General features: G+C 39.7%; 16 protein-coding genes and 1 pseudogene. 2 read left to right on the plus strand and 15 right to left on the minus strand.

The window, feature by feature from the left end; genetic code table 11:
• Positions 1–358: 358 nt before the first annotated feature.
• From FCI53_RS19060 to FCI53_RS19080, 5 genes are all read right to left on the minus strand, one after another.
• Positions 359–1,957, minus strand: coding sequence for a PucR family transcriptional regulator (locus FCI53_RS19060; RefSeq protein WP_138420592.1), 1,599 nt, complete (start codon positions 1,955–1,957; stop codon positions 359–361).
• 442 nt (positions 1,958–2,399) lie between these two features.
• On the minus strand, positions 2,400–3,608 hold the full coding sequence (locus FCI53_RS19065) for a M20 metallopeptidase family protein (protein WP_138420593.1): 1,209 nt from the start codon (positions 3,606–3,608) through the stop codon (positions 2,400–2,402).
• Positions 3,609–3,703: 95 nt separating this feature from the next.
• Positions 3,704–4,951, minus strand: a complete 1,248-nt coding sequence (locus FCI53_RS19070; protein ID WP_138420594.1) for a M14 family zinc carboxypeptidase — start codon at positions 4,949–4,951, stop codon at positions 3,704–3,706.
• Between the two features lie 268 nt (positions 4,952–5,219).
• Positions 5,220–6,899 carry an ABC1 kinase family protein gene (locus tag FCI53_RS19075; RefSeq protein WP_138420606.1) on the minus strand — a complete coding sequence of 560 codons (1,680 nt, stop codon included), beginning with the start codon at positions 6,897–6,899 and terminating at the stop codon, positions 5,220–5,222.
• Positions 6,900–6,928: 29 nt separating this feature from the next.
• Complete coding sequence (locus FCI53_RS19080) at positions 6,929–7,237, minus strand: phasin family protein (RefSeq protein ID WP_138420595.1); 309 nt, start codon at positions 7,235–7,237, stop codon at positions 6,929–6,931.
• Positions 7,238–7,508: 271 nt separating this feature from the next.
• Here FCI53_RS19080 and FCI53_RS19085 point away from each other — a divergent pair, with 271 nt between their 5' ends.
• The gene (locus FCI53_RS19085) at positions 7,509–9,308 is read left to right on the plus strand and encodes a phosphodiester glycosidase family protein (protein WP_138420596.1); all 1,800 of its coding nucleotides are present in this window, start codon (positions 7,509–7,511) and stop codon (positions 9,306–9,308) included.
• 516 nt (positions 9,309–9,824) lie between these two features.
• Here the strand turns inward: FCI53_RS19085 and FCI53_RS19090 are convergent.
• The 10 genes from FCI53_RS19090 to FCI53_RS19135 form a co-directional block, all read right to left on the minus strand.
• On the minus strand, positions 9,825–10,865 hold the full coding sequence (locus FCI53_RS19090; RefSeq protein WP_246050156.1) for a GNAT family N-acetyltransferase: 1,041 nt from the start codon (positions 10,863–10,865) through the stop codon (positions 9,825–9,827).
• A 48-nt stretch (positions 10,866–10,913) separates the two neighbouring features.
• Positions 10,914–12,080: a nucleotide sugar dehydrogenase gene (locus FCI53_RS19095; RefSeq protein WP_138420597.1), complete on the minus strand. Its 1,167-nt coding sequence runs from the start codon at positions 12,078–12,080 to the stop codon at positions 10,914–10,916.
• 418 nt (positions 12,081–12,498) lie between these two features.
• Positions 12,499–14,331 carry an SH3 domain-containing protein gene (locus FCI53_RS19100; protein ID WP_138420598.1) on the minus strand — a complete coding sequence of 611 codons (1,833 nt, stop codon included), beginning with the start codon at positions 14,329–14,331 and terminating at the stop codon, positions 12,499–12,501.
• Between the two features lie 253 nt (positions 14,332–14,584).
• Positions 14,585–16,420, minus strand: coding sequence for a S8 family peptidase (locus FCI53_RS19105; protein ID WP_138420599.1), 1,836 nt, complete (start codon positions 16,418–16,420; stop codon positions 14,585–14,587).
• A gap of 240 nt (positions 16,421–16,660) precedes the next feature.
• A complete protein-coding gene (locus tag FCI53_RS19110) occupies positions 16,661–18,304 on the minus strand; it encodes a glycosyl hydrolase family 18 protein (RefSeq protein ID WP_138420600.1) in 1,644 nt (547 codons plus the stop codon).
• 92 nt (positions 18,305–18,396) lie between these two features.
• Positions 18,397–19,326, minus strand: a complete 930-nt coding sequence (locus FCI53_RS19115) for an ICP22 family protein (protein WP_138420601.1) — start codon at positions 19,324–19,326, stop codon at positions 18,397–18,399.
• Positions 19,327–19,466: 140 nt separating this feature from the next.
• Positions 19,467–20,351: a ribokinase gene (gene rbsK, locus FCI53_RS19120; protein ID WP_138420602.1), complete on the minus strand. Its 885-nt coding sequence runs from the start codon at positions 20,349–20,351 to the stop codon at positions 19,467–19,469.
• Between the two features lie 45 nt (positions 20,352–20,396).
• On the minus strand, positions 20,397–21,383 hold the full coding sequence (galE, locus tag FCI53_RS19125; RefSeq protein WP_138420603.1) for a UDP-glucose 4-epimerase GalE: 987 nt from the start codon (positions 21,381–21,383) through the stop codon (positions 20,397–20,399).
• An 87-nt stretch (positions 21,384–21,470) separates the two neighbouring features.
• Entirely contained in the window at positions 21,471–22,283 is an 813-nt protein-coding gene (cysQ, locus tag FCI53_RS19130) for a 3'(2'),5'-bisphosphate nucleotidase CysQ (RefSeq protein ID WP_138420604.1), read from the minus strand.
• Between the two features lie 21 nt (positions 22,284–22,304).
• Positions 22,305–22,982, minus strand: a complete 678-nt coding sequence (locus FCI53_RS19135) for a peptidylprolyl isomerase (protein WP_138420608.1) — start codon at positions 22,980–22,982, stop codon at positions 22,305–22,307.
• 656 nt (positions 22,983–23,638) lie between these two features.
• Between FCI53_RS19135 and FCI53_RS19140 the strand changes: the two are divergent.
• Positions 23,639–23,915: pseudogene (locus tag FCI53_RS19140) on the plus strand (DoxX family membrane protein); the annotation flags it as partial.

The raw sequence follows: 23,915 nt of genomic DNA on the forward strand, positions 1-23,915 counted from the left end.
TTTTAGTGTGATTGTACTGAAAATACAGAAAATTATGAATGATATTATTGTACGTGTTTTTACTGCTTGTTACATTATACGTAGTGTGTAAGAAATGACTCACTCATTTTACATTATGTCACATCTGCTATGAAAGGACCGGTCTGGACTACGAATAGGTTGACATTCTCGCTGGATTTGAAAAAAATTGTAATACTGTGAAGTGAAAGAATCTAAGGAGATAGCAATCCCGAATGACCATACTTATCTTACATCACAAATCGGGATCGCTTATGCATGCTTGTATTGAAGTTAGGAAAAAGAAAGCGACAATCATGAATGCTTACTTGTTTCCGTAAATTCTATTTAATTGTGACTATTAACCTTGCACATTATTTGAGGGATTTTTTTGTAACCGATACGCCTTTATGGCAAGCTCTATCATTATACGTTTTTCTTGTTCCATAAAGTCACCCCCAAGTAACTCTTTTAATTTTTCAATCCGGTGATAAAGGGTTTGTCTGACAATATATAAGTGTTCTGCCGCTTCTTTTTTTGACCCATTGACTTGCAAAAACATTTCCAATGTTGGGAGCATTTGTCCTTTATGATGTTGATCATACTCCAAAACGGGTTCAATATGGGCAATCAAATGTTGTAACTCATTCTCTTTTTTTAATTTCCAAAGGTATTGGTAAATATACAATTCATCATAAAAAGTAGGTTTAGTAAGTGCTAACTGTTGCTGAATACTCCTTGTATCCTTGGCCGTCAAATAACTTTCCGATAAGGATTCTGAATCCTCTACTAGCTTACCGATTGATACACTGGTCCAATCAAACAAACCATCGGCGATTAAATCGGTTTGCTCCATTTGTTGGAATGCCTCTCGCAGCCGTTGTTTCCAGTTCGTTTGTTCGCGCTTGTTGACTAACGCAAAGATCAAGTGATTTCCTTCGACAATAATCATCGATAGAAAGCCTTTTTGTTTTAAAATCGAACTAAAAATCGTGGTATAATAGGTCATGTCCGTTTCTTCGTCAACAGCAGCTACTTTACATAGGCAAGTACAATAGCCTGCTGGTTGTAATTTTGGGTCAACTGTTAACAAATAGTTTTCAACTTCTTCTTCCGTATGCTCCCCTTTTAACCACGCTTTGCCCCAATCCTCTTGTCTATGTTTTTGCTTTTCTTCCACATATAGGATTCGCATTTTTTCTTGCGCAATCGCCGTTACGGTACGCTCCAGTAATAGTGCCACAAAGTCAGCTCGTTCATGTTCATTGACAAACACAACCAAGTCGGCAATTTTATGCCCTACTGCCTCAATTGGTTGAAACATGACCGTTGGATCTTGTGAGGAAGAATCGTAAACCGCTTCGAATTGTTGCATATAACTAAGCTGCTGGTTCTTTTTTACTGGTGGAAAAAATTTGGTATCGCCATCAATGCCAACATAGACAACTTGTGCGTTAACGTAATCAGAAAATAAGCGTAAAATCTTTTGAAAACTATTTGGTTTTAGCAACAAATGGTTCAATCGATTAGAAAACCACTCTAAATCTGAAATGAGTTGATAATGTTTTTCTAGCTGCAAACGATTCAATTCCTGCGTAATATCAATAAATCGTACTTTTCGATCGAATATAATCAATGGAAAGGCCTTTTCTTCAGCAAGCTCAATCATCGCTTCGGGAATTTCGTCCATATAGGTACCTAATTCTACACATAAACCTGCCGCATCATTTGCAATTAATTGCTGTAACCATGCCAATCCACGATCAGGTTCTCCTTGCCAACTAACCCCTGTCGATAAAATAAATTCATTTCCGCTAAGCAGTTGACTTATTTCCGTTACCTCTATGACATGTACCCAACGAATGGTATGCTGTAATCCCTCTCGACCTGCTAGAAGTTTAGCATGTTTAAATATTGGTCGATCCAAAATATCTGCAACCGTTAATGTTAGTGAAGACATACGCGCAACCCCTTTATCCCGGTGCTATGAAAACTCCTCTATGATTCATGTAGCGAATTTTTTCTAGTTAAAACATGCGTTCAGTAAAAAATGGTACCTACTAATTTCTACAAAAAGCGGCTATTTCCTTTATTTGTTTATTATTTTTGTTTGTAATTGATTCAGCAAAGTTAGGAGCGGAACTGCCGTGAGAGACCTTGTCTCGACACTATGTGCTTAAATCTGGGAGCGGAACTGTCGTGAGAGACCCTGTCTCGACACTTGGAGCATAAATTGGGACGCGAAACTGCCGTGAGAGAGCCTGTCTCGACAGTTTCAGCATAAATCAGAGCTCGGAACTGTCGTGAGACACACCGTCACGACAATTTGAGCAATAATCAGATGGTTATCTATCAACAAGCAAAAACTCCTAGTCGACACAACCAACTAGGAGTTTGACCTCTTATATTTTACGAACAGATTTACTTTGTTTCAACTCACTAGTCAGAAAATCTAACACTAGTGATATAAACATTTTTCCTCCATGAAGAATCGCACGTTCATCGACATTAAATTTGGGATGATGGTGTGGATAGGTCGCCAGCAACTGTTCATTTCTACCACCAATAAACAAGAACGCCCCTGGAATTTCTTTTAAGTAATAAGCAAAATCCTCCATCGCCATCGATGGATCGATATGAATGATTTGATCTTTGCCAACAACTTCCTTTGCCAATGTCTCCGCTTTTCTTATCGGCTCTGGGTGATTCCATACGGCTGGATAACCTCGTTGATAAGTAACTTGTGCTGTAGCACCTGCTCCTTCACAGGTTGTGTGCGCAATATGTTTAATCTCCTCTTCCACTAAATCGCGAGTATTTTCATCAAACGTTCGTACTGTGCCAGTAATTTTTGCTTTATCTGCAATTACATTGAATGCTTGGCCTGCTTCAAACGTTCCAACAGTGACCACAGCAGGATGAAGCGGGTCCACACGTCGACTGACAATGTTTTGTATGTTGCTAACTAACTGCACGCCCGTTGTAATCGCATCGACTGTCAAATGTGGTTGAGCACCATGGCCCCCCTTACCATCAATTTGTATGTCAAAACTATCTCCAGCGGCCATCGTATTTCCTTCCACAATCCCAACAGTTCCAACCGGAAGTGGTGACCATACATGGGCACCATAAATCACATCGACCCCATCCAAGCAACCATCTTCAATCATTGCTTGGGCACCGCCAGGAATTTGTTCCTCTGCAAATTGGTGAATAAACACAACCGTCCCGTGCAAGTTTTCCTTCACTTCACTTAATACTTTGGCAACACCTAACAATGTGGCAGTATGGAGATCGTGACCACACGCATGCATCACACCATCTACTTTGGATTTGTATGGGACATCCTTTTCATCTTGTATTGGTAAAGCATCAAAGTCAGCACGTAATGCAATTGTCTTGCCTGGTTTACCACCCTTCAAATAACCGACAACACCTCTGCCACCAACATCAGTACGAACATCCAACCCAAGATCCTGCAAAAAGTTTGCCACTTTTTTTGGTGTATTTACTTCTTGAAATGAAAGCTCTGGATACATGTGCAAGTCACGACGAATCTCTACAAGGTCTGGATACAATGCTTCTAAACGTTGATATAATTGTTGTTGCATACCGACTCCCCCTTTTACATGATACAACCATTATATACTAAATTTTCTGATAAATGAAACGGCTATGTGACAGACACTTTTTAACCTGGTGCCTGTCATCGATTGATTACGTGTTTTGCCACTAGTAATCCGATTGTTTTATTTCTGTTCCATACATTGTCCCAATTTTTCAATGGAACTGGTTGTTCGACTACGTATGGGGAAATTTCTGGGGTAATGCCTGGTTGGCCTTGGTCGTATACAAACCATGATGTTAATCCGCCACCATCTGGATTTTTGTGAAGATCAATGGGGCGATAACCTGTTGCATCGGCTATTTGTTTTTGCAACGGTAGGGTATAGCGATCATGTCCCGATCTCCCATATACCAATTGCCCTGAGGAATGATAGGAAATAGCAGCTAAAAAATGATGACTTTTGATAAAACGATAGACTGCTTTTGCTTCAGGTTCACTTAAAGCTTGCTGACCTTTATAATACCCGTAACTCGGCTTTCCTGGATCATGGACAATCGTATTCCATTGAAATGGATATTGTCTGTTCAAATCCACACCATGAAGGTTGGCCTTCCAGTTTTTAAAATCGGTACGTCCGTTATTATATAGAATTAATTGGCCTGGATTAACCGTTGTTTTTAGCCCGTGTTGGGCAAGGGTAACCCCGTCTGGATTCACCATTGGAATGATCCATATCGTAACTTGGTCTAATAGTTCTTTCACGTCATAAGTCGCAAATGTCTGATCAGCCGCGTAAGCACGCGCATAAGTATCAACCATGTTCATGACAAGGTTCGTTGTCATATGTTCACGACCATGGTGCGCTGCATCGATATATACTTCTTTTTTTCCATTCCCTAATTTAATCGCATAAATAGCACGACCAGCAACCGATTGACCAATCACCTTGGATTCGATTAAGTTCGGATACATAAATTCTAACCGCTTCATATCTTCCTGCATTTGTTGATAGGTGTAGACTCCATTCGGATTAACAATAGCCGGCAAATGCCTAGCAACACGATTATGAATCACATCTTCTAACTTTTCTAGCGTTTCTTGATCAGCAATTCCTGTTGGCGTTAACCCATACTGAGATTGAAAATTTTTAATTGCCTGTTTTATGTTTTGATTCGATTCGTCTGTGGAAGTGCCTGACACCTTAAAGCCTGCTCGTTCCAGGCGAAGCATAAGTTCTGCCACATTGATGAGAGGTGATTCAATCAGTGATTGTGTCGTTTGTTCGTTGCTGACAACTTTCGCTTCTGTTTCTGTGTTTACATGTAGACAAATGCTAATCACACAGATGCTGAAAAAGACGGAAATTCTTTTTACCAACTCACCCAAAGCCTCACCTCCCTGTTTTATTCGAGTTAGAGTTCTAAACTGATTTCATTGGGACACAATCAAGTACTAACTATTAGGTAGTTTGGATGTCTTTTAACAAAGTAAAACGAGGTATAATTTAACACCTACAGTCAAATAAATAAGTCCGAAGCGTTTCTGAAAAAATACAAGACAAATGAAAAACGCTCAGATTAAATTTCTGAGCGTTTTGGCAACTGAATACTATTATTTGCGTGTTTTCATCTATTCCGTATCGAATTGTTAGAGGCTAAAAACGACCAGAGCGAAAGATTGAAAAGATTAGCCATAGAAACATTAGCGTAGCAACGACAAAACCAATCTCAACAGCTGGTATATCCCAAAGTAGGGAGGATTGGCCACCGATTGCAGAACCAATGATTAACCCGACCATGACGATGCTAAAGGACAGTAATACAATACTGAACGATAGCCTGTTGCTAATCCGATCTAACTTAGTTAAAAACATTTCCAACTTAGGCATTGATATTTCTAGTGGGACTTTTCCCTTTTTCAAAATTGTAGTTAATTCTCGAATGTTTTTAGGCACATCTGCTAATGCCTCGCCTACCTCGACCCATTGATCGACCATATCTTTCGCCACTTTTTTAGGATGGTAACGTTGTTGGAGCAATTTTCGGCCAAAGGGCTCAGCCACCTGCATCATATTAAATCCCGGATCCAACTTCTCAACCGAACCTTCTAACGTCAATAGGGCTTTTCCTAACAAGGTGAAATCAGAAGGAATTTGAATTTGATGACGTTGCGCAATCGAGAATAGGTCATGCACAGCTTCCCCAATTCGAACTTTACTCAATGGAATGTCATAGTACCTTTCCCTTACTTGGTCGACATCAATCCGCAACCGTCGCATATCGACATCAACGGGAACGATGCCCATTTTGGTAATCACTTTAATCATTCGCTCTGAATCTTGACGCATGAGCGCAATGACTAATGAAACTAAATGATTTCTCATTTCTGGTGTCAGCCGACCTACCATTCCGAAATCAATAAAGACGATTGTCTCATTGGGCAACACCGTAATATTCCCTGGGTGTGGATCTCCATGAAAAAAACCTTCCATTAAAATTTGTTGTAACATCGCATGGGTTAACCGTTCTGCTAATTGTTTTCGGTCAAACCCTTGTTGACCAAGCTGTTCTAATTCGTTCAGTTTGTTCCCTTTCACGTATTCCATCGTCAGAACTTTGTTGGTGGAAAGCTCCCAATATACGCTAGGAATACGGATGGTTGCATCATCGGCAAACTGTCTAGCAATTTTTTCAGCGTTTTGTCCTTCCACTGTGTAATCCAGCTCGGCCAATATCGTATTCGAAAATTCCTCAATCATGTCTCGGACCTTGTACCTTGCTACCCACTCCATTCGATGTTCAGCCATTAACACTAACTGAAGTAAAATTTCTAGATCCGTTTTTATCCTCTTGTCAATATTTGGGCGTTGGACCTTTACAGCAACATGTTCCCCTGTTTTTAATACTGCTTGATGGACTTGACCAATTGACGCAGCACCGAGTGGCTCAGGTTCAAACTCGCGGAAGACTTGATCAACTTCCATCCCTAGCTCTTGTTCGACAATCGTGGTTACTTCATGGTAAGAAACGGCTGATACTTGGTCCTGTAATTTTTCCAATTCAACGATAATACTTTTCGGAATCACATCCGGACGAGTACTTGCCAGTTGTCCAAGTTTTACGAATGTTGGACCTAATTCTTCCAAAAAAACACGGACACGTTCACCAGTAGTTTTAGTATGAACATCTTCGCTATCTTTTACGAACAATCGCTTCGGTAAGGTTAGGATGTCATATAAGCCTAATTCTTTTGCAATAAAACCAAAACCATTTCGGGTAAAGGCTGCTGCTATTTCTCGATAACGTTGTATATGTCGAATTCTTTTTTCAAAAATAGGCACCACACCCTTCTACTTAGCGATCGTTATTCTGAATCTGACAATTTCTGCTGGTCTTCTAATTGTTGAATTCGTTGTTCGAGTGCTCGAACTTCTTCTTTTGAAGCTACATTTAGATCATCGAACACATGTGAGATTTTTTGTTGGATCTTGTCATCGATTTGTTGTTGAGATTCTTCTCCTTTTTGGCGCATTTCTCGTATGAAATCTTTTGATTCTTGTTGGGTTAGCTCCCCTTTTTTGACTAAGTCATCAAACATTTTTTCCGCTTGTTCCTTGCTTGTCATCGCTAATCCCAAACCAATTGCTAATCCTTTTTTAAACGTATCCCTCATTGTTCGTTCCTCCTCTTTGTTTTTTATCAAAAAGTAAAACGCTCTCTTGAATGATTTTCTATAGATCCATTATAGCATATCAGACTAATGTAAACATGTTCAGGTCGTTTACCAATTGATTATTCCTACTTATATTTCACTTGCGAAAAAATTGTTCACAGAAACCTCTGGTTGTAAAGGCCTATCCTCTTTAAATCTATCTTCCTGTTTGTTTATTTTTTATGTATAATAGATTTGTAGGTTTATAGTTTTTAAAGTAGGAGAGTAGAATATGAGCAGACATCGCAAGCGTTTTGTTTTTAGTATTCGGGTAATTGTTTTGATGACGTTGGTCGCTACCTTTTCCCTTCCTTTACATACGGAAGCTGCACCAACAATAGAAGAAAAAGTCTATCAAGATTTTAAAGTGTCAGATGGTATTCATTTTCAATCTAATCGCATTCTAGATGGATCGGATACTAGTAACCAAGCAATTAATGTAATGGAAATCGATACTACCAATCCTTATGCCAACATAGGACTTGGTCATGCTTCTAATTTAAATAAGTTGCAAACGACAACTTCTCAAGCCGTGAACTATCATACGGAAGACAATAAAGTGGTCGGTGCCATTAATGGTTCCTTTTTTAACATTGATGACTCTACACCAATGTATTTAATTGCAAAAAATGGCCAGCTTATTTTTGGCGGTTCGATTTATCAAGGGGAAGCTAATTATGTCAATGAACCAATCGCTTTTGGGGTCGATCAAAACGGTAAAGGTGTCATTGATCACTACGCTCTACAACTTTCGTATACCCATAACGATAATACACATAAGATTGCAAGTGTAAATAAAAAGCGTTCACCAGACGAAACGATTTTATATACACCTGACTTTCATAGTGATTATACCGAAACGAGCAGTATGGGAAAAGAACTCGTTGTATCTCTTCCTGAAAGTCCAAACATGACATTCGATTCCACCTATCAAGGAACAGTCACTGCTATAAGGGAAAGACATGATGATACTAAAACAGAAATACCTGAAAAAGGTTTCGTTATATCCGGGCATGGTACAGATTTATTCAACATGTCAGATATTGAGGTTGGAGACGATATTTCCGTTTCAATCCAAATGGACAAGAAATGGCACAATAGCTCCTTCATGCTAGCTAGTGGCCCAATGCTTGTAAAAGACGGCAAAGTAGACCTTTCCATGGATCCAACTAGCTGGAGAGCGACAACTAGATCACCAAAAACGGCCGTTGCGATTGATGAGACCGGTGAAAGAATCTTTTTCGTTACGGTTGATGGCCGTCAAAACGGGTATAGTGATGGTATGTCAATGGTTGAATTTGCGGAGTATTTAGTAGGCTTGGGGGTAGATCGAGCATTGAACATGGATGGCGGCGGCTCGACGACAATGGCAACGCGTTATCCAGGACAAGAGTTAGTCCAACTTGCCAACTCCCCTTCCGATGGCCGTGAACGTGGTGTTTCATCTATATTAATGGCGATTTCTAATTCACCAGATACGATGTATTATACCGATGTATATCCAGGTGGCGTTCACAATGATGGTATTTATTGGTTAACCACTAAAGGGATTAAAGGCTATTTAGACGGTGAGTTCGGTGTAAAAGATACGTTAACACGACCACATGCTGCAACGATGTTTACAAAGGCACTTAGCCTTGATACACCTAGCACTGAAGTTGTAGAAACGTACTTTGAAGATGTTAGTGCAAGCAACCCATACGCACAATACATTGCCGCGGTTGCCGAAGCTGGTATTTTCAGAGGGGATGGCGAAAACTTCTTAATCAATCAAAAACTTACACGTGACCAAATGGCACAAACATTGGTTAATGCATTTGATCTTAAACGTTTTGATACAGATGAAGATAAACAAGTGGATATCTATTTGGGTAACGTAAACCCTGTGTTTAAAGATGATGTACAACTCATCGCAAACTTAGGCATTACCAAACAACGAGATGATTTCATACCAAAACAAGCGGTAACACGTGGAGAATTTGCTAGCTTCTTGTACCGTACGATGCAATTCCTAGAACAACAAGAAAACTAAGAAAAAAGCACAGTAGCGCTCATGATGAACGCTACTGTGCTTTTTTTATAAGGTCTTTTAGTAAAGTTTGTTGCTTTTGTTTCGTAGTTGATAGAAACTTCGACGTAACTTCAAACAAAATTTAAGAAACGTGCACATTTACATGAGATTTCGACTCAGATATAGACGAAAATGAATTAATCGTGCACATCTACCTTGAAAATCACACCTAATGTACACGAAAACTTAAGAAACGTGCACATTTGCCTGGGATTTCGACTCAGATATAGACGAAAACATGTGAAATAGTGCACGCCTAACGGCAAATTTCCAATATGAGATAATCATATTAAAGTTACGCATGAGTTTATAGTTATTGTGACAAAACAACAATCTTTTATTAAAAGCCTTGTATAAAGTGAAACTTCAATCAGTGGAGTTTTTGCGCTCCCGCACTTGGTGTTAGTACCACACGGAGTGCCCAGCCAGCAGGCCCTTGGACAGAATGCTCCAATTAACAAGGAAGAATGTCCACCTTTAGAAAGAGTCGACGTCACCTGTGGTAATAAACCAGTTTGTATAGTCGGATGCGTACGTTTTTGTGCCGGTTACTTCTTTTCCAACTAGTGGTACTGGGCTATCTTTATGAATAAAACCGTGCTTTTTCAATAAGTCGTATAATTCCATTGATGGTAGTGACCAAGCTTGAACCATATCTACCTTGCTCATTTTTTTCATCGCGATAGCTAATAATTCCTTTTGAATCACTTCTTGTTTATTTTCATCTACTACGAGATCCATAATCAAGCCATTAGTAAACCCTTTTTGTTCATTTCTTTCTATCTTATAAACTAAGTACCCAAGTAACTCTTGCTTTTCATAATATCCTAATACATGATACTGATAATCCGGATGCTCTCGATATCGCCAATTTAAATACGCTGCGTCTCGAACCAGTTGGACTGGGTATCTATTTCGCAACCTTTCTGCTAATTGATCAAACGTTTGATCAAATTTTTCTACCTCTCTAACCTCACCATTACGCGATTGTTTCGTAAACTTCCCTAACCTTATCGCTGCAACCAATCGATCGAAACCACTGAATACTTTCATAATCGAAAACTTAGTTGATAGTAAAGTTAATGGACGTAAAACATAAACCAATCGTGGCATATCAGTCATATGAAAGGCACCGGTATACCTTTGGAAAAGCTGTTTAGCCTTTGCAGCTGGAAACCCATAAACATAAGAAATTCCATCCTTTTTTGCCTCTGGGAATAGATGTTCATTTAGCTTTCGATAGATACCTTTCCCTTGTGCATCAGGGTCGACCATCGTATCAACTCGAAGGCCTAGTTTTGTTCGTTTCCCATCCACAAACGCATCATGCACCCATAAACTAATATGTCCTAGAATTTCCCCCTCTTCTTCAAACACTAAAATAAAGGGGTTCGTTGTAGTTGGTGTATTGATAAATTTCCATTGCCAATGGCTTAATGATCGTTTATGTTTAAATACCTTTTCAAACAAGGCTTGTATTTGCTGTTCATCTCCAGCACGGTATCGTCTTACCGTCATAACTTCCATCCTTTCAGAAATGCCATTCCTACCTGGCTCCACTCGCTGTTAATCTCTATTATACAAATCTCTCGTGTACACTTTCTCTTCTACATCTTCTAATTCAGGACTAAGGCGATTAGAGACAATGATATCTGCTGTTTGTTTAAACTCGTCAAAATCCTTTATTACTTTGGAACCATCATAAGATGAATCATCTAAATTAGGCTCATAGATGACAACTTCGACTCCTTTTTGTTTGATTCGTTTCATAATTCCCTGAACCGAGGACTCCCTAAAGTTGTCAGAGTCTTTTTTCATCGTTAAACGATAAATTCCAACTCTATTCGGATTCTTTTCAACAATTTTCGATGCTAAATAATCTTTTCGTGTACGATTAGCATCAACAATTGCCCCGATGATATTATTCGGCACATCTTCAAAATTGGCTTTTAGCTGTTTGGTGTCTTTTGGTAAACAGTAGCCACCATAACCAAAGGACGGATTATTATAGTGATCTCCTATTCGCGGATCTAATCCAACGCCTTCGATAATCTGCTTTGTATCTAATGCTTTCATCTCTGCATACGTATCTAACTCGTTAAAGTATGCAACACGAAGGGCTAAATACGTATTAGAAAATAGCTTAACTGCTTCTGCTTCCGTAGAATCTGTGAATAGAACTGGAATATCTTGTTTCTCCGCACCTTCTACTAACAGATTAGCAAAAGTTTCTGCTCGTTTAGATTGTTCCCCAACAATGATTCTTGATGGATATAAGTTGTCATACAAAGCTTTCCCCTCACGAAGAAACTCAGGCGAAAACATAATCGTATCTATCCCATACTTTTGTTTTATATCTTTCGTGTACCCAACTGGAACGGTCGATTTAATGACCATAACCGCATTAGGATTAATCGATTGAACAGACTCAATCACACTTTCGACAGTTGTTGTGTTAAAATAATTCTTCTCCGTATCATAATCCGTTGGTGTTGCGATGATAACAAAATCTGCGTCTTTGTACCCTTCTTCCATATTAGTAGTAGCGAACAGATTTAAGTCTTTCGTTTGTAAAAATTCTTCAATCTCCGCATCGACAATTGGCGATTCTTTTCGATTTATTTGTTCCACTTTTTCTTGAATAATATCTACAGCGACTACCTCATTATGTTGTGCGAGAAGAACCGCGTTAGATAAACCTACATATCCTGTACCTGCAATTGCTATTTTCATTTCTACACAACTCCATTACTTCATTTTTATAATCCTTTTATTATAAACAATTGATTTATATCAAATAATTTAAATATATACGATTTGACTGTATAGCACAAGACAATACAAAACCAATCATATATGCAAGTATATCAATGTTATAGTAAAAGTTCAGCACATTCAATTAATGAAATCAATCGCTTCAGAACAACTAATTGCTATTTGATATCTTGTTACATGTTTGAATGAATTTGCTTGAGGATGCTTTCTGAAAATTTGTTATTTTTACGTAGTTGGCAGAAACACCGGCGTGCTTTTTTTACCCAGACGGGATGGAAGTGGGCCCTCATCCCGCTATTTCACAGACCGCCCTCATTGTAAGGTACTAAAAAATAACCTTAACCTATTCAATCATAGGCTAAGGTTATTCATTGCTCTAGTCATCTTCTTTCACATAATCTCCATGCACCCAAGCGTCTTCCCCATTGTACGTTACCTTATACCACTCGCCGTCTTTAGTAAAATCATCCAGTTCATCTTTGACCCCGACGATCGGGTCCCCTTCTTCTAACTTTCCAACTACAGTTGAATCGGTTGTACTAGGTTCATTTCGAACATTAAGAACACTAGACCCTACATCATCTACTAATAATAAATTAGTAAACTCTACATATTCTCCAGTTACCCAACCAATTTCATCATCGACATCAACATTGTACCAGCCACCATTTTCACCGATAACTTCCATTTCTGTACCTTCGGGAATGGTCGTAATTCTTTGTTTTGATGTGGATGGTGCCACTCGAAGGTTAAGGTTATCCGTCGTTTCGCCAATCCATCCTGCTGATGCCTCATCGACTACATATTGTGCTTCGACGGATGGTTTGGGTGAACCTTCAGGCAGATTATCATAAGTTGGAATATCAAATTTCAAGACATAATGATCGATTAAATTGTAAACCTCATACATCTTTTGGATATTTTCCGCTTGGATCGTTGCCCAATTAACATGTGTGGCATATTGATGATCGCCAGGTGAATCAGGATTCCACCTCATCTTATAAAGGGTGTCTTGTCCTTCTCCAATATACCCACTGTTAATAAACTTAGCTCCACCAATAATCGAATCTTCTTTTGTGAACCATTCTTGTTCGTAAGCATATTCGGAGCCACTTTCTAGCGGAGTAGAATCATAGGCTTTTATACCATACATATTATATGTTTTTCTCTCTGGTACCTCTTCACCATCTACTTCAGAAACAGGATAACCCGTTGACAAAGTCGATGTACCATTCGCTGTCTCATGTAAAGCATGAGCAATCAAGTAAATAACGTTGATGTTATATTTCTTACCAGCTTTGATAAAAGCTTCCGCCGTACCTTCTAAACTACCTTTTCCTTTTAGGATTTTCTGGTTAATTTCATCTGCATGTAACCCATCACTATAGGAAAGTAGTAAAAATTGGAAAAACTCAGGTGTATCCTCTGAAAAATTGTTAGGGTTTGCATAATGTTCAACCAATTGCTCACTTGCTAAAAATGCTCCCGCACCATCAACTTTTGGTGTTCGGTCCATTTGCGTATTGATGACTTCATCAAAATCAGAATCATAGGATGTATAGGTTCTAATATCCTTTTCTTGACTCTGATTCATGATCCGATAAAGAAATGCAGAAAACTCTTCTCGAGTGATTGTTTCCTTTGGCTTGAAATCATCCAAAGCATCTGTTACCTCATATTGAGCTAGAATCTCAACACCTTGCTTATGAGCAGGAGAAACGTTTGATAGATTCATCCCAGGGTCTGTGCCGTTATCATATAAATCAAACGCCCTTACAAAAGTTGTTGCCACTTCTTCTCTTGTCATGTTGTCATTAGGGTGAAACAACCTGTCACTACCCTTAAAAACGGAAGGGGTTACTGCTGCAATTTCATCTGCATTGGCGCCACCTTCCCAAACGTCATCATAATATTCACTCAATCTTTCGTCGATGTCAGCAGGTTTTTGCATATCCAATGCATGATACAATAACACAGCTCCATGACGACGTTGTAATGTTTCTTTCCCACGGAAAGTGCCATCAGAATACCCACTGATAACTCCTTGCTTCGTTAGCTCCATAATCGGCTCATAGAATGTAGATCCTTCTTTCACATCTGTAAAAGAATGACTATACGCCGCGGATGTAAGTTTAGGAGCTAGTAGAGTTACCATAGAAATGACAACAATAATCATTGTAATTATCTTGTTGTTCAACCACCTCGGCATGTTATTCCCCTTTCATTTAAACTATTACACTACTATTCTATATATTAGAGGAAAACGAGGGAAAATTCTACCATTTTTGACAGGAAAACATAGATTGTTTTTATATAGAAAAAGAGAACTTCTAATAAGATAGAAGTTCTCTTTTTAACTTATTCCTCTGCAATTACTACCAAATTTTGATCGGACGGTTGCACCAGGATAAATTTCCAATTTCGCCAGTTGGAAGATCTTGTTAAAATTTGTACCAAGGGAATTATTGGTTAGCACCCATATACTTTGCAATTCGATTAAGCATCGCTGCCATTTCTGCTCGCTGGATCGATCTTTTTGGTGCAAATGTCGTTGCATTCACCCCGTTAATCACCCCTATATGTTTTAAAGTAACAATTGATTGATAAGACCAACGATTTGCTGATACATCTTCGAACGGATTGGATACCTCTTGGTCATCAGGATCCAAAGCGCGATGTAACATCACGGCCATTTGCTCTCGCGTTAAATTTTGATTGGGCGAGAAGGTTGATGAATTGATTCCATACATAATACCATGATCAACAACCGTTTGGATTTCGCGTGCTGCCCAATACCGACTTGAAACATCTGTGAAGGTTGTTTCGGTTTGTTCAGATATTGGAAGATCAAGCATGCGCACGAAGATTGCCGCAGCTTCTGCTCTTGTCAATGACCGTGATGGATAAAAGTATTGATTCGCACCATTCATCCATCCTTTTTCCCGGACTGCTACGATATCAGAACGTGCCCAACTCCCGTATATATCACGAAAATAATAAGGTGCCTGTGTTAAACCATATCCATACCAAGAGTCACGTCCTGTTGGGCCCAAGTCAATACTTTCTTGTTGGATTCTTTTCCGGATTTGCGAAACAGTCATCGATGGATTAAGTTGTTTTATCAGCGCTGCCACCCCTGCCACATATGGACTCGCAAAACTTGTTCCATTCACTCGTGCATATTTGTTATGAAGGTGCGTACTTAAAATTGCTTCCCCCGGTGCCGCTATCTCAACTGCCTGTCCAGTCGATGAAAAATCTGCACGCTGGTTACTCTGATTCGTGGCTCCAACAGCGATTACTTGGGAATACCTAGCAGGATAGCCAACGTTATCCTCTGTACCTGCTGGGGTGCCGTCATTTCCTGCAGCAGCAATCACAACAATATTTTGATCGATTGCTTGGCGGATATAACTTTCCATTAATGGCGATCCTCTTTCAGCACCTAGACTTATATTCATAATATCCATATCCTGTTGAATGGCCCAATCAATCCCTGCGATCACATCTGACGTATAACCCGTTCCATCTTGTCCAAGAACTTTCACAGCATAAAGCTCACTTGCCGGTGCAACACCAACAATCCCAATATCATTAGGCTTAGCTCCTATAATCCCTGCAACTTGTGTTCCATGGCCATGATCATCCTGATAACTATTGGTATAGTCTACCATCGATACACCTGCGGTAATGGTTACATCCTCATGATCCGCAATTCCTGTATCAAGAACTGCAACCTTCACCCCTTCTCCTGTAAAGTTACTTGATAATGCCAGCGGTGATTGAATCGCTTCGCTCCCCCATTCCACTACTTGGGTGGAATTGATTTCCATCACCTTATCATATTCTAAGTGGGTAACCCGTTGATCTTGCTCTAAATCCGAAATCTTTTGTCGCGGCACATAACCAGCAATCATATTCATTTCCTCATACGTTTGTTCCACCGTGCCATCATATGTTTGTATAACTTGCTCCGGGCTACTATTTTCTTCAACAAGCATCATCACCCTGATTTCGCCGTTTTCTTCAATCTCTGGATCAATGGTATCCTCTATAGTGGATTCTGATTGCTGTACCTCATTCGTTCCATCATTTGCTAATGGATCATCCGCTCCTGGACTATCAGATGAATCATCCGTAATCTCCCTAGTATCCTCAGCGTTTTGACCTGTGACATCCCCCTGCTCCGTAGTATTTAATTGTAGATAGTTAGTTGAAGTATCTTGCTCTGTATTTGGAACTTGTTGTTGACATGCGGTTAACCATACCACAACAAGTATCGATAGCAGCCTTGTCATGCCATCCCTCGCTTTCTCTACCTTTTGTCAACATAATTCAGTGGGGGTTTTTGCTCTTCCCTCACTGAGTGTTAGTTAAACTAATCGGAGTGTACATGTCCATTTACTCCACATTTGAATTTCTCCGTTTGGTTTCATGCCTTGAAGTGTGAAGCCTATTGACGATTGTACCAGGTAAAGTAAACTTCACTCAGTGAGGGCTTGCTTAGTACCAGTTAGTTACATGCTCAAAGAAATAATTTATTCATTCCGCTTTTGTTCAAAATCTTCTAACAATCGGTCCATAAATGTCGCCATGTGTGCCCTTGATGAGACCATATTTGGCCGAAAAGTACCATCATTATAACCGCCAATCACCCCGCGCTGATGTAAGGCGATAATGGAATTGTAGGACCACCTAGATGGCGACACATCTTGAAATGGATTTGTCGTATTGGCTGCAACCGGAAAATTAAAGATATTATGCAATATTTTCGCAAGTTCTTGGCGAGTTAACGATGCATTGGGATCAAAGGTTGTATTTGATTTCCCTTGTATATAGCCATTTTCTCGCGCCAGTTCAATTTCTTGTCGTGCCCAATGATTTCTAGTATCTTCAAATTGGTAATTAGTTGGTACTTCTCCTTCATGTCCAAGTGCTCGAACAATAATAGTAGCACCTTCTGCTCTTGTAAGTGTTTTGCTTGGTGAAAAGGTAGTCTCCTTCGTACCTTTCATCCATCCTTTATCTGAAACACGACGAATACTATCTGCTGCCCAATAGTTGAGGGAGACATCCGTAAAGAAAAAGCGATTTAACCAAGCCGTATAATAATTCCATGTTTCTGGTGTTTCGTGATACAACGCCCACGATCCCGTTCCTTTAATACCATATTTATTTGGCACTAACAGCTTTTGTTTAATGGCTCGTTCATCGTCGTACCAGATAATATAATCCCCTGGTGTTAGTTTTGTACTGCCAGCATAGGCGGTTTGTCCGTTTGGAATCGTAAATTCAGCTGATGTGGAATGCTTTTGTTCATCATATTGAACGTCAGCATTGAAGTCATTGATTAGTTTTTCAATCGTTGTACTTGATAAGCCACGACCTATAAGCTCAGTACCCTCAGCTGTTGGACCACCCGGTGTCCAAATCCGACCATAGAAAGGTAAACCGACAACAATGCGATCTTTTGGAACACCTTGATTGATCGCATATTGTACAGACCTTTCAAAGAAGTTAAGGGTAGATACAGGACCGATTGGGCTATCTCTCCCTTCCCATGATTCATCATAAGCCATGATCATAAGATAATCGGCATATTTCGCTAATCCTGGATAATCATAAAAGCCATGCCAGCCCGTTTTCCAACCATTAGGGTTCGCTGCAACTGCAACCGATACTTCTTTATGATTTGGAACATACTCTCTTAATAACCGTATAAAATCCGTATGTGCGTCACGATATTTTTCATTCACTCCTTCAATGTCAACATTAACACCGTCCAGGTTGTAATTTTCTATTTGGGTTGCGACTTCTTTCGCCAACTTGTCCCTGCTTGCAGCGGTTTCTAACGCTTTTATCCCTTTTGTTTTATCCCAATGATTCGCTAAGAAAGGGACGACTTTCTTGCCTCGACGGTGCATTTCATCAATAAAGTCTTGTCTTACTCTCCAAGTAACTTCTAAATTACCTTCGTCCCCGATATCAAAATAGTTTGGCGAAATAACGTGCAAACTTCCCTGTGTTTGGTCCACTTGAGATATATACGTATTTGGATTACCAAAGAAAAGATACGACATATTAAATAGACCTTTTTGCGACCGAACTGGAGTACTTTGATGGATAATCGAAAGCATGAAAGCGATGGTCATACATACGACCAATAGCTTTATGTTTTTCATCTATGGTGCCTCCCTTTTGCTGCTTGTTCTTAGATGTTTGTGTTTTGGCCAACATTACTACTGTTGGCATACGCAAGATAAGCACATATTTATTACGAACTATGATCTTCTTGATATATTCCATAAAGTTGGTAACTGTCTTTATCCTTGGTTACATGGTAGTCAACGTCTTCATAAGTAAAAGTACTTGTCTTAACATGACGGAGATCTCCATTTGGTCCTACTCCAATATCTGATAAGATTGAATCGATATCATAAATCTCCATCTCAGGATGTAAGATATTAATGATTTGCGTCCAACCAGTTAACATGGAGAAAACACTGTCTTTGTCTCTCCCATCATGATTGACCATACCTATTGATTGGATGAATCCCTGTTGTACATGTACGTTGAGTTCTAAATTCTCTCTGAATTTAGTACGATAAATTTCTTCAGACTCCTTGTCCGTTTTATCCCACCCTCGAATGTACAAATTAGATAATTGTTCGTCTGATACGGCATTCCATCTTTGCTGAAAATCATCAAAAGGTAGTTTCGTTGTAATCTTGTCAGTTGTTTCTTCTCCACCTTGTTGGTCTGACTGTGATTCTGTTTCATCTTGCGTTTCTGTATCTTGTTGTGGTTCGGCGTCCTGGTCCTCTGTATCTTGCTGCGGCTCACTGTCCTGAGCTTCTGTATCTTGTTGCGATTCGGTGTCCTGAGCTTCTGTATCTTGCTGTGACTCGCTGTCCTGAGCTTCTTTTTCTTCTATTTCTACTTCAACATCATCAGAAATGGATTGTTGAAGAGACGCTTGATTCTGATCATGTACCTCTTCAAACTGCTCTTGTTCATCGTCGGATCCATTGTTTTCATGTAGATCAACTTGATCGTTTTCCTCATTATTTTCTTGATTTTGTTGATTGGTTGAAAGCTGTTTATATGGATTCTCTTGTTCACTCGATTGATTAGGTTGTGTTTGCGGACTTGTATTGCAAGCAACTAACAAGACCAGCAATCCTATTGCAACAATACGTAACATTCCTATCACCCCTTTTTTTCAAGCGAATATCACATTCACTTCTCACATTCTGATATATAGTTATTATGAAGAGATTTTTTAAAAGTATGCTTTAGGTGACAACTTTAAAAAGGTGACAAGCACCATGATCCTAGTGCTTGTCACCTTTTTAAAAATTCATATACGTTTTGTTCCGTAGGCATTCCTGCTTGTGCACCTAGTTTCATTACAGATAGGGCTGCTGCCGCATTGGCAAATTGGCAAGCTTCCGCGATCGGTTTACCTTGTGCGATTGCTACTGCAAAAGCGCCATTAAAAGTGTCCCCTGCCCCTGTTGTATCAGTGGCTTTCACGGCAAAACTTGGAACAATTTCATTTGGATAAATCAACACCCCATCTTTTCCTTTTGTGACGATGATCTTTGTTGCAAGTCCCGTTAAAGATATCCCTTCCGCTTCAAGTTGCTCACCAAGGATGGATACTTCATGTTCATTCGGTATTAAGAAATCAACTTGTTTTAACACTTCAACAGGCAATTGCTTGACGGGGGCTGGATTTAACACAACTTTTACTCGATGCTTGTTAGCAATCGTAATCGCTTTTGCTACACTGTCGATAGGAATTTCAAACTGCAGTAACAACATATCGTGTTCAGCGATTACTTGTTCATATTGTTCAATTAACGTAGGTGTTATCTGATCATTGGCGCCTGGGACAACGATGATGTTGTTATCGTGTTCAGCAATCGTAATCGCAGCCACTCCAGTCTCGACTCCGTTTATCTTTGTAACAGAATCGCTGTTGACATTGTTTTTATGTAAATTTTTGATCAATGTTTCGCCAAAAAGATCCTCCCCAACACATCCGATAAACGTCACATCTGCACCTAAACGTGATGCAGCAACAGCTTGGTTAGCTCCCTTACCACCAGGAATGGTAGAAAAAGTCTCCCCCATTACCGTTTCTCCTTGCTTTGGAAATGTTGAAGTCGTCGTAACCAAATCCATATTCATACTACCTATTACTAAAACTTTTGGCTCAGCCATGTTTGTTCCTCCTTAGAGTGATAGGAAATGTTAAGATGGTGGCTGTCACTCTTCAAATCCATTTGGGTTGTTGTGATGCCAGTCCCAGGCATGGGAGATGATTGCTTCAAGTTCTGGGTATTGTGGTGTCCACTCCAATTCAGTTTTTGCCTTTTCGGATGATGCAATCAGTATGGCTGGGTCACCCGCGCGTCGTGGCGCTACTTCTGCCGGAATGTCATGTTCAGTAACATTTCGACACGTATCAATCACTTGTTTGACGGAAAAACCTTGGCCATTTCCGAGATTATAAATGGCACTCTGTTTGGTCGATTTCAGCTTTTTAACGGCAAGATAGTGCGCTTGCGCAAGATCCATCACATGAATGTAATCTCTAACACATGTCCCATCTTCTGTTGGATAATCATCACCAAACATTTTGACATTGTCCCTTTGTCCTAATGCAACCTGTAATACGATCGGAATCAAGTGTGTTTCAGGGGTATGGTCCTCCCCTATTCGCCCTTCAGGATCAGCTCCAGCTGCATTAAAGTACCGTAGGCAAACAGATTTTAATCCATATGCTTGGTCACTCCATTTCAACAACTTTTCAATCGCCAATTTCGTTTCCCCGTATGGATTGGTTGGTACGGTAGTGTCACTTTCTTGAATCGGAATCGAATCAGGTTCTCCGTAGGTTGCTGCAGTCGATGAAAAGACAATCGTTTTCACATCATATTCGATCATTTTTTTCACCAAGTGATGGGTCCCAATTACATTATTGTCATAGTATTTAAGCGGATCCTTGACACTTTCGCCAACAAGGGAATCTGCAGCAAAATGAATCACAGCATCAATCTTGTTGTCGACAAAGATCCTATCAAGCACAGCATTATCGTGTAGTTCCCCTTGATAAAAAGGCACATCTACTACCGCTTGTTTGTGCCCCTTTTGCAAACTATCTAACACCACCACTTTTTCACCTTGTTCTTGTAAATATAAGACTGTATGACTTCCTATGTATCCCGCTCCACCTGTGACTAGAATCGTCATGTCAAAATACCTCCATTTTCATTCATAGTTAAAAACATGCAGCATTGATGCACTGCCTTGAATTGAGGCTAGTTTGTCGCGCTCTCTTTATCTCTCTACCAAGAACCAACCGTTTTTAAGGTTTTCACGGTTATAATCGAAACGCTCACCATCATCATGTCGTGTCACTTTTCCACCTGATGCTTCCACAATTGCTTGTCCTGCTCCTGTATCCCATTCCATCGTTGGCGCAAATCGGGGATAATACGTCGCTTTCCCCTCTGCCACTAAGCAAAACTTCAACGAACTGCCTGCTGACACAACCTCCACTTTCTCATGCTTTTGCTTAATACGATCAATAAATGCCTCTGTATCATTAGACATATGCGAACGACTAGCAACAATATTCACAGCACTGGATGATGCTTTTTCTGGCAAGCGAATGCTTTTATCTTTCAGCTGTGCTTCGCTTGTGATGGAAACCTTTGATGCTTGTTCTAATTTATAAGCACCATCTCCAACCTTGCCAAAATAAAACACATCCAATACTGGCGCATAAATCGCCCCCATTAATGGAAAGTTTCCTTCAATTAGTGCAATGTTAACCGTAAACTCCCCATTCTTTTTCACAAACTCTTTTGTTCCATCTAGTGGATCAACTAGCCAAAACCGATCCCAGTCTTGTCGCTCGGCATAAGGGATATCACGCCCTTCTTCACTTAAAATTGGAATATCCGCACTGATTGCTTGCAAGCCAGTTCGTATTGCTTGATCCGCTCTTTGGTCAGCTTCCGTTAATGGAGAATCATCCTCTTTAAACGCTACATCAAAATCTTGCGCATAAACATCCAAAATCTCTTGCCCTGCTTTTAATGATACTTGCAACAACTCAATAAAATTCACATTACTCACAGTTACCATCCTCCCTATAGTGCTTGACACCTATTCTTTCACTGGTTCTGGATAGTCATATCCTTTTGTATCGACCGTTACAGTTTCCATTCTTTGATCCTCTAGTGGTTTGTCGGCATCGTTTCGCTCAGTTGCTACAATTTCATCGACAACGTCCATTCCTTCTGTTACTTCTCCAAAAGAAGCATATTCCCCATCCAAATGGGATGATTCTGCTACCATAATGAAAAATTGAGATCCTGCTGAGTCTGGATCCTGGCTTCTGGCCATCGACAATACACCACGATCGTGTGCTAAGTCATTTTCAAATCCATTTGCACTAAATTCACCTGCAATCGCATATCCTGGTCCACCTGTTCCAGTCCCATCAGGATCGCCACCTTGGATCATAAATCCAGGTATTACCCGGTGAAAAATCAATCCATCATAAAATCCATCCTCAACTAATGAAATAAAATTCGCAACCGTATTTGGTGCAACCGTTGGGTATAACTCAGCCACAATTTCTCCACCGTTTTCCATGGTGATCGTGATGACCAGGTTCTCTTCTACATCTGATAAATCAACTTCTGCATCAGCTTGTCCATTCGTTTGTTCTTGTGACTCACTAGGTTCTTGTTCAGGTTCTGCATCCTGTCCTGTTCCACAAGCCACAAGCAAACTTAACAACATAACAGTTATCGCAATAACAAATCCTTTTAATTTCATCATGATAAACCTCCATTTATAGTTGGTACCTATTATCCAAATCGATTATAGCATGTTTGCACTGTACTGACGATTTCCCCCTATCCAAATGATGACACAACAAAATTTAGCAGTCCAATTTGGTTGCTAATCGGACTGCTAATAGATACTAGTATTTAATTGTAAAGGTTTTTGCGGTTGAATCAAACAGCTAGAATGAACTACTCTCTCTGGGAACTTCCTGGGCGATTGCACCAGGATAAAGTGGAATTTCAATCAGTGGGTTGTTACTGCTAGTTACATGCTGGTTAAAATAACAAGAACAGTCGCAATAGAAAGAATTAACCTACTTCTTTGTAACAATTTCACGTTTACAAACATCAACTACCCCTTTCCTAAAAAGTTTCGTAACATTGATTTACCACAGTATAAACCGATTTAAACTTCAATTTAAGGAACTTGTAAGGTTATTTAACACACTTTTAGCCATCTGCTTAAGTCAATACCTAATCTATTATTTAACTAAATCGTCATAACTTTATCTCGCATTTGTGAATTAATGAACAAATGTATTTTCGATACTTCCTATACGTGTTAGTATATAAATATAGAAAGACAAACAAGAATTCTTGAAAAATCAATTGTGAAATAATGAACAATATAAGGAGATGGTTTTTATGTTAAATATGTTAAGAAATAACAATGTCGTGGCTGGTGTATTAGCAATTATTCGAATTTATATTGGGTACAGCTGGATTACGAGTGGTTGGGGTAAAGTTACTGGTGGCGGATTTGATGCAAGTGGCTTCATTCAAGGCGCAATCGCCAACTCTAAAGGCGAAGAGGCTACCGTTCAAGCTTGGTGGGGTGCATTTCTAGAAACGTTCGCTCTTCCAAATGCTGACCTATTCACATTCATGGTTATGTGGGGCGAAGTACTTGTTGGCGCAGGAT

Source organism: Aquibacillus sediminis (assembly GCF_005870085.1).
GTDB lineage: Bacteria > Bacillota > Bacilli > Bacillales > Amphibacillaceae > Aquibacillus_E > Aquibacillus_E sediminis.

Excerpts from the sequence above, each read along its gene's own strand:
- FCI53_RS19095 (WP_138420597.1), bottom strand. The coding sequence starts at position 12,080 with ATGAAAATAGCAATTGCAGGTACAGGATATGTAGGTTTATCTAACGCG.
- FCI53_RS19135 (WP_138420608.1), bottom strand. The coding sequence starts at position 22,982 with ATGAAATTAAAAGGATTTGTTATTGCGATAACTGTTATGTTGTTAAGT.
- FCI53_RS19110 (WP_138420600.1), bottom strand. The coding sequence starts at position 18,304 with ATGAAAAACATAAAGCTATTGGTCGTATGTATGACCATCGCTTTCATG.
- rbsK (WP_138420602.1), bottom strand. The coding sequence starts at position 20,351 with ATGGCTGAGCCAAAAGTTTTAGTAATAGGTAGTATGAATATGGATTTG.
- FCI53_RS19105 (WP_138420599.1), bottom strand. The coding sequence starts at position 16,420 with ATGACAAGGCTGCTATCGATACTTGTTGTGGTATGGTTAACCGCATGT.
- FCI53_RS19080 (WP_138420595.1), bottom strand. The coding sequence starts at position 7,237 with ATGAGGGATACGTTTAAAAAAGGATTAGCAATTGGTTTGGGATTAGCG.
- FCI53_RS19100 (WP_138420598.1), bottom strand. The coding sequence starts at position 14,331 with ATGCCGAGGTGGTTGAACAACAAGATAATTACAATGATTATTGTTGTC.
- FCI53_RS19115 (WP_138420601.1), bottom strand. The coding sequence starts at position 19,326 with ATGTTACGTATTGTTGCAATAGGATTGCTGGTCTTGTTAGTTGCTTGC.
- cysQ (WP_138420604.1), bottom strand. The coding sequence starts at position 22,283 with ATGGTAACTGTGAGTAATGTGAATTTTATTGAGTTGTTGCAAGTATCA.
- galE (WP_138420603.1), bottom strand. The coding sequence starts at position 21,383 with ATGACGATTCTAGTCACAGGTGGAGCGGGATACATAGGAAGTCATACA.
- FCI53_RS19085 (WP_138420596.1), top strand. The coding sequence starts at position 7,509 with ATGAGCAGACATCGCAAGCGTTTTGTTTTTAGTATTCGGGTAATTGTT.
- FCI53_RS19065 (WP_138420593.1), bottom strand. The coding sequence starts at position 3,608 with ATGCAACAACAATTATATCAACGTTTAGAAGCATTGTATCCAGACCTT.
- FCI53_RS19060 (WP_138420592.1), bottom strand. The coding sequence starts at position 1,957 with ATGTCTTCACTAACATTAACGGTTGCAGATATTTTGGATCGACCAATA.
- FCI53_RS19090 (WP_246050156.1), bottom strand. The coding sequence starts at position 10,865 with ATGACGGTAAGACGATACCGTGCTGGAGATGAACAGCAAATACAAGCC.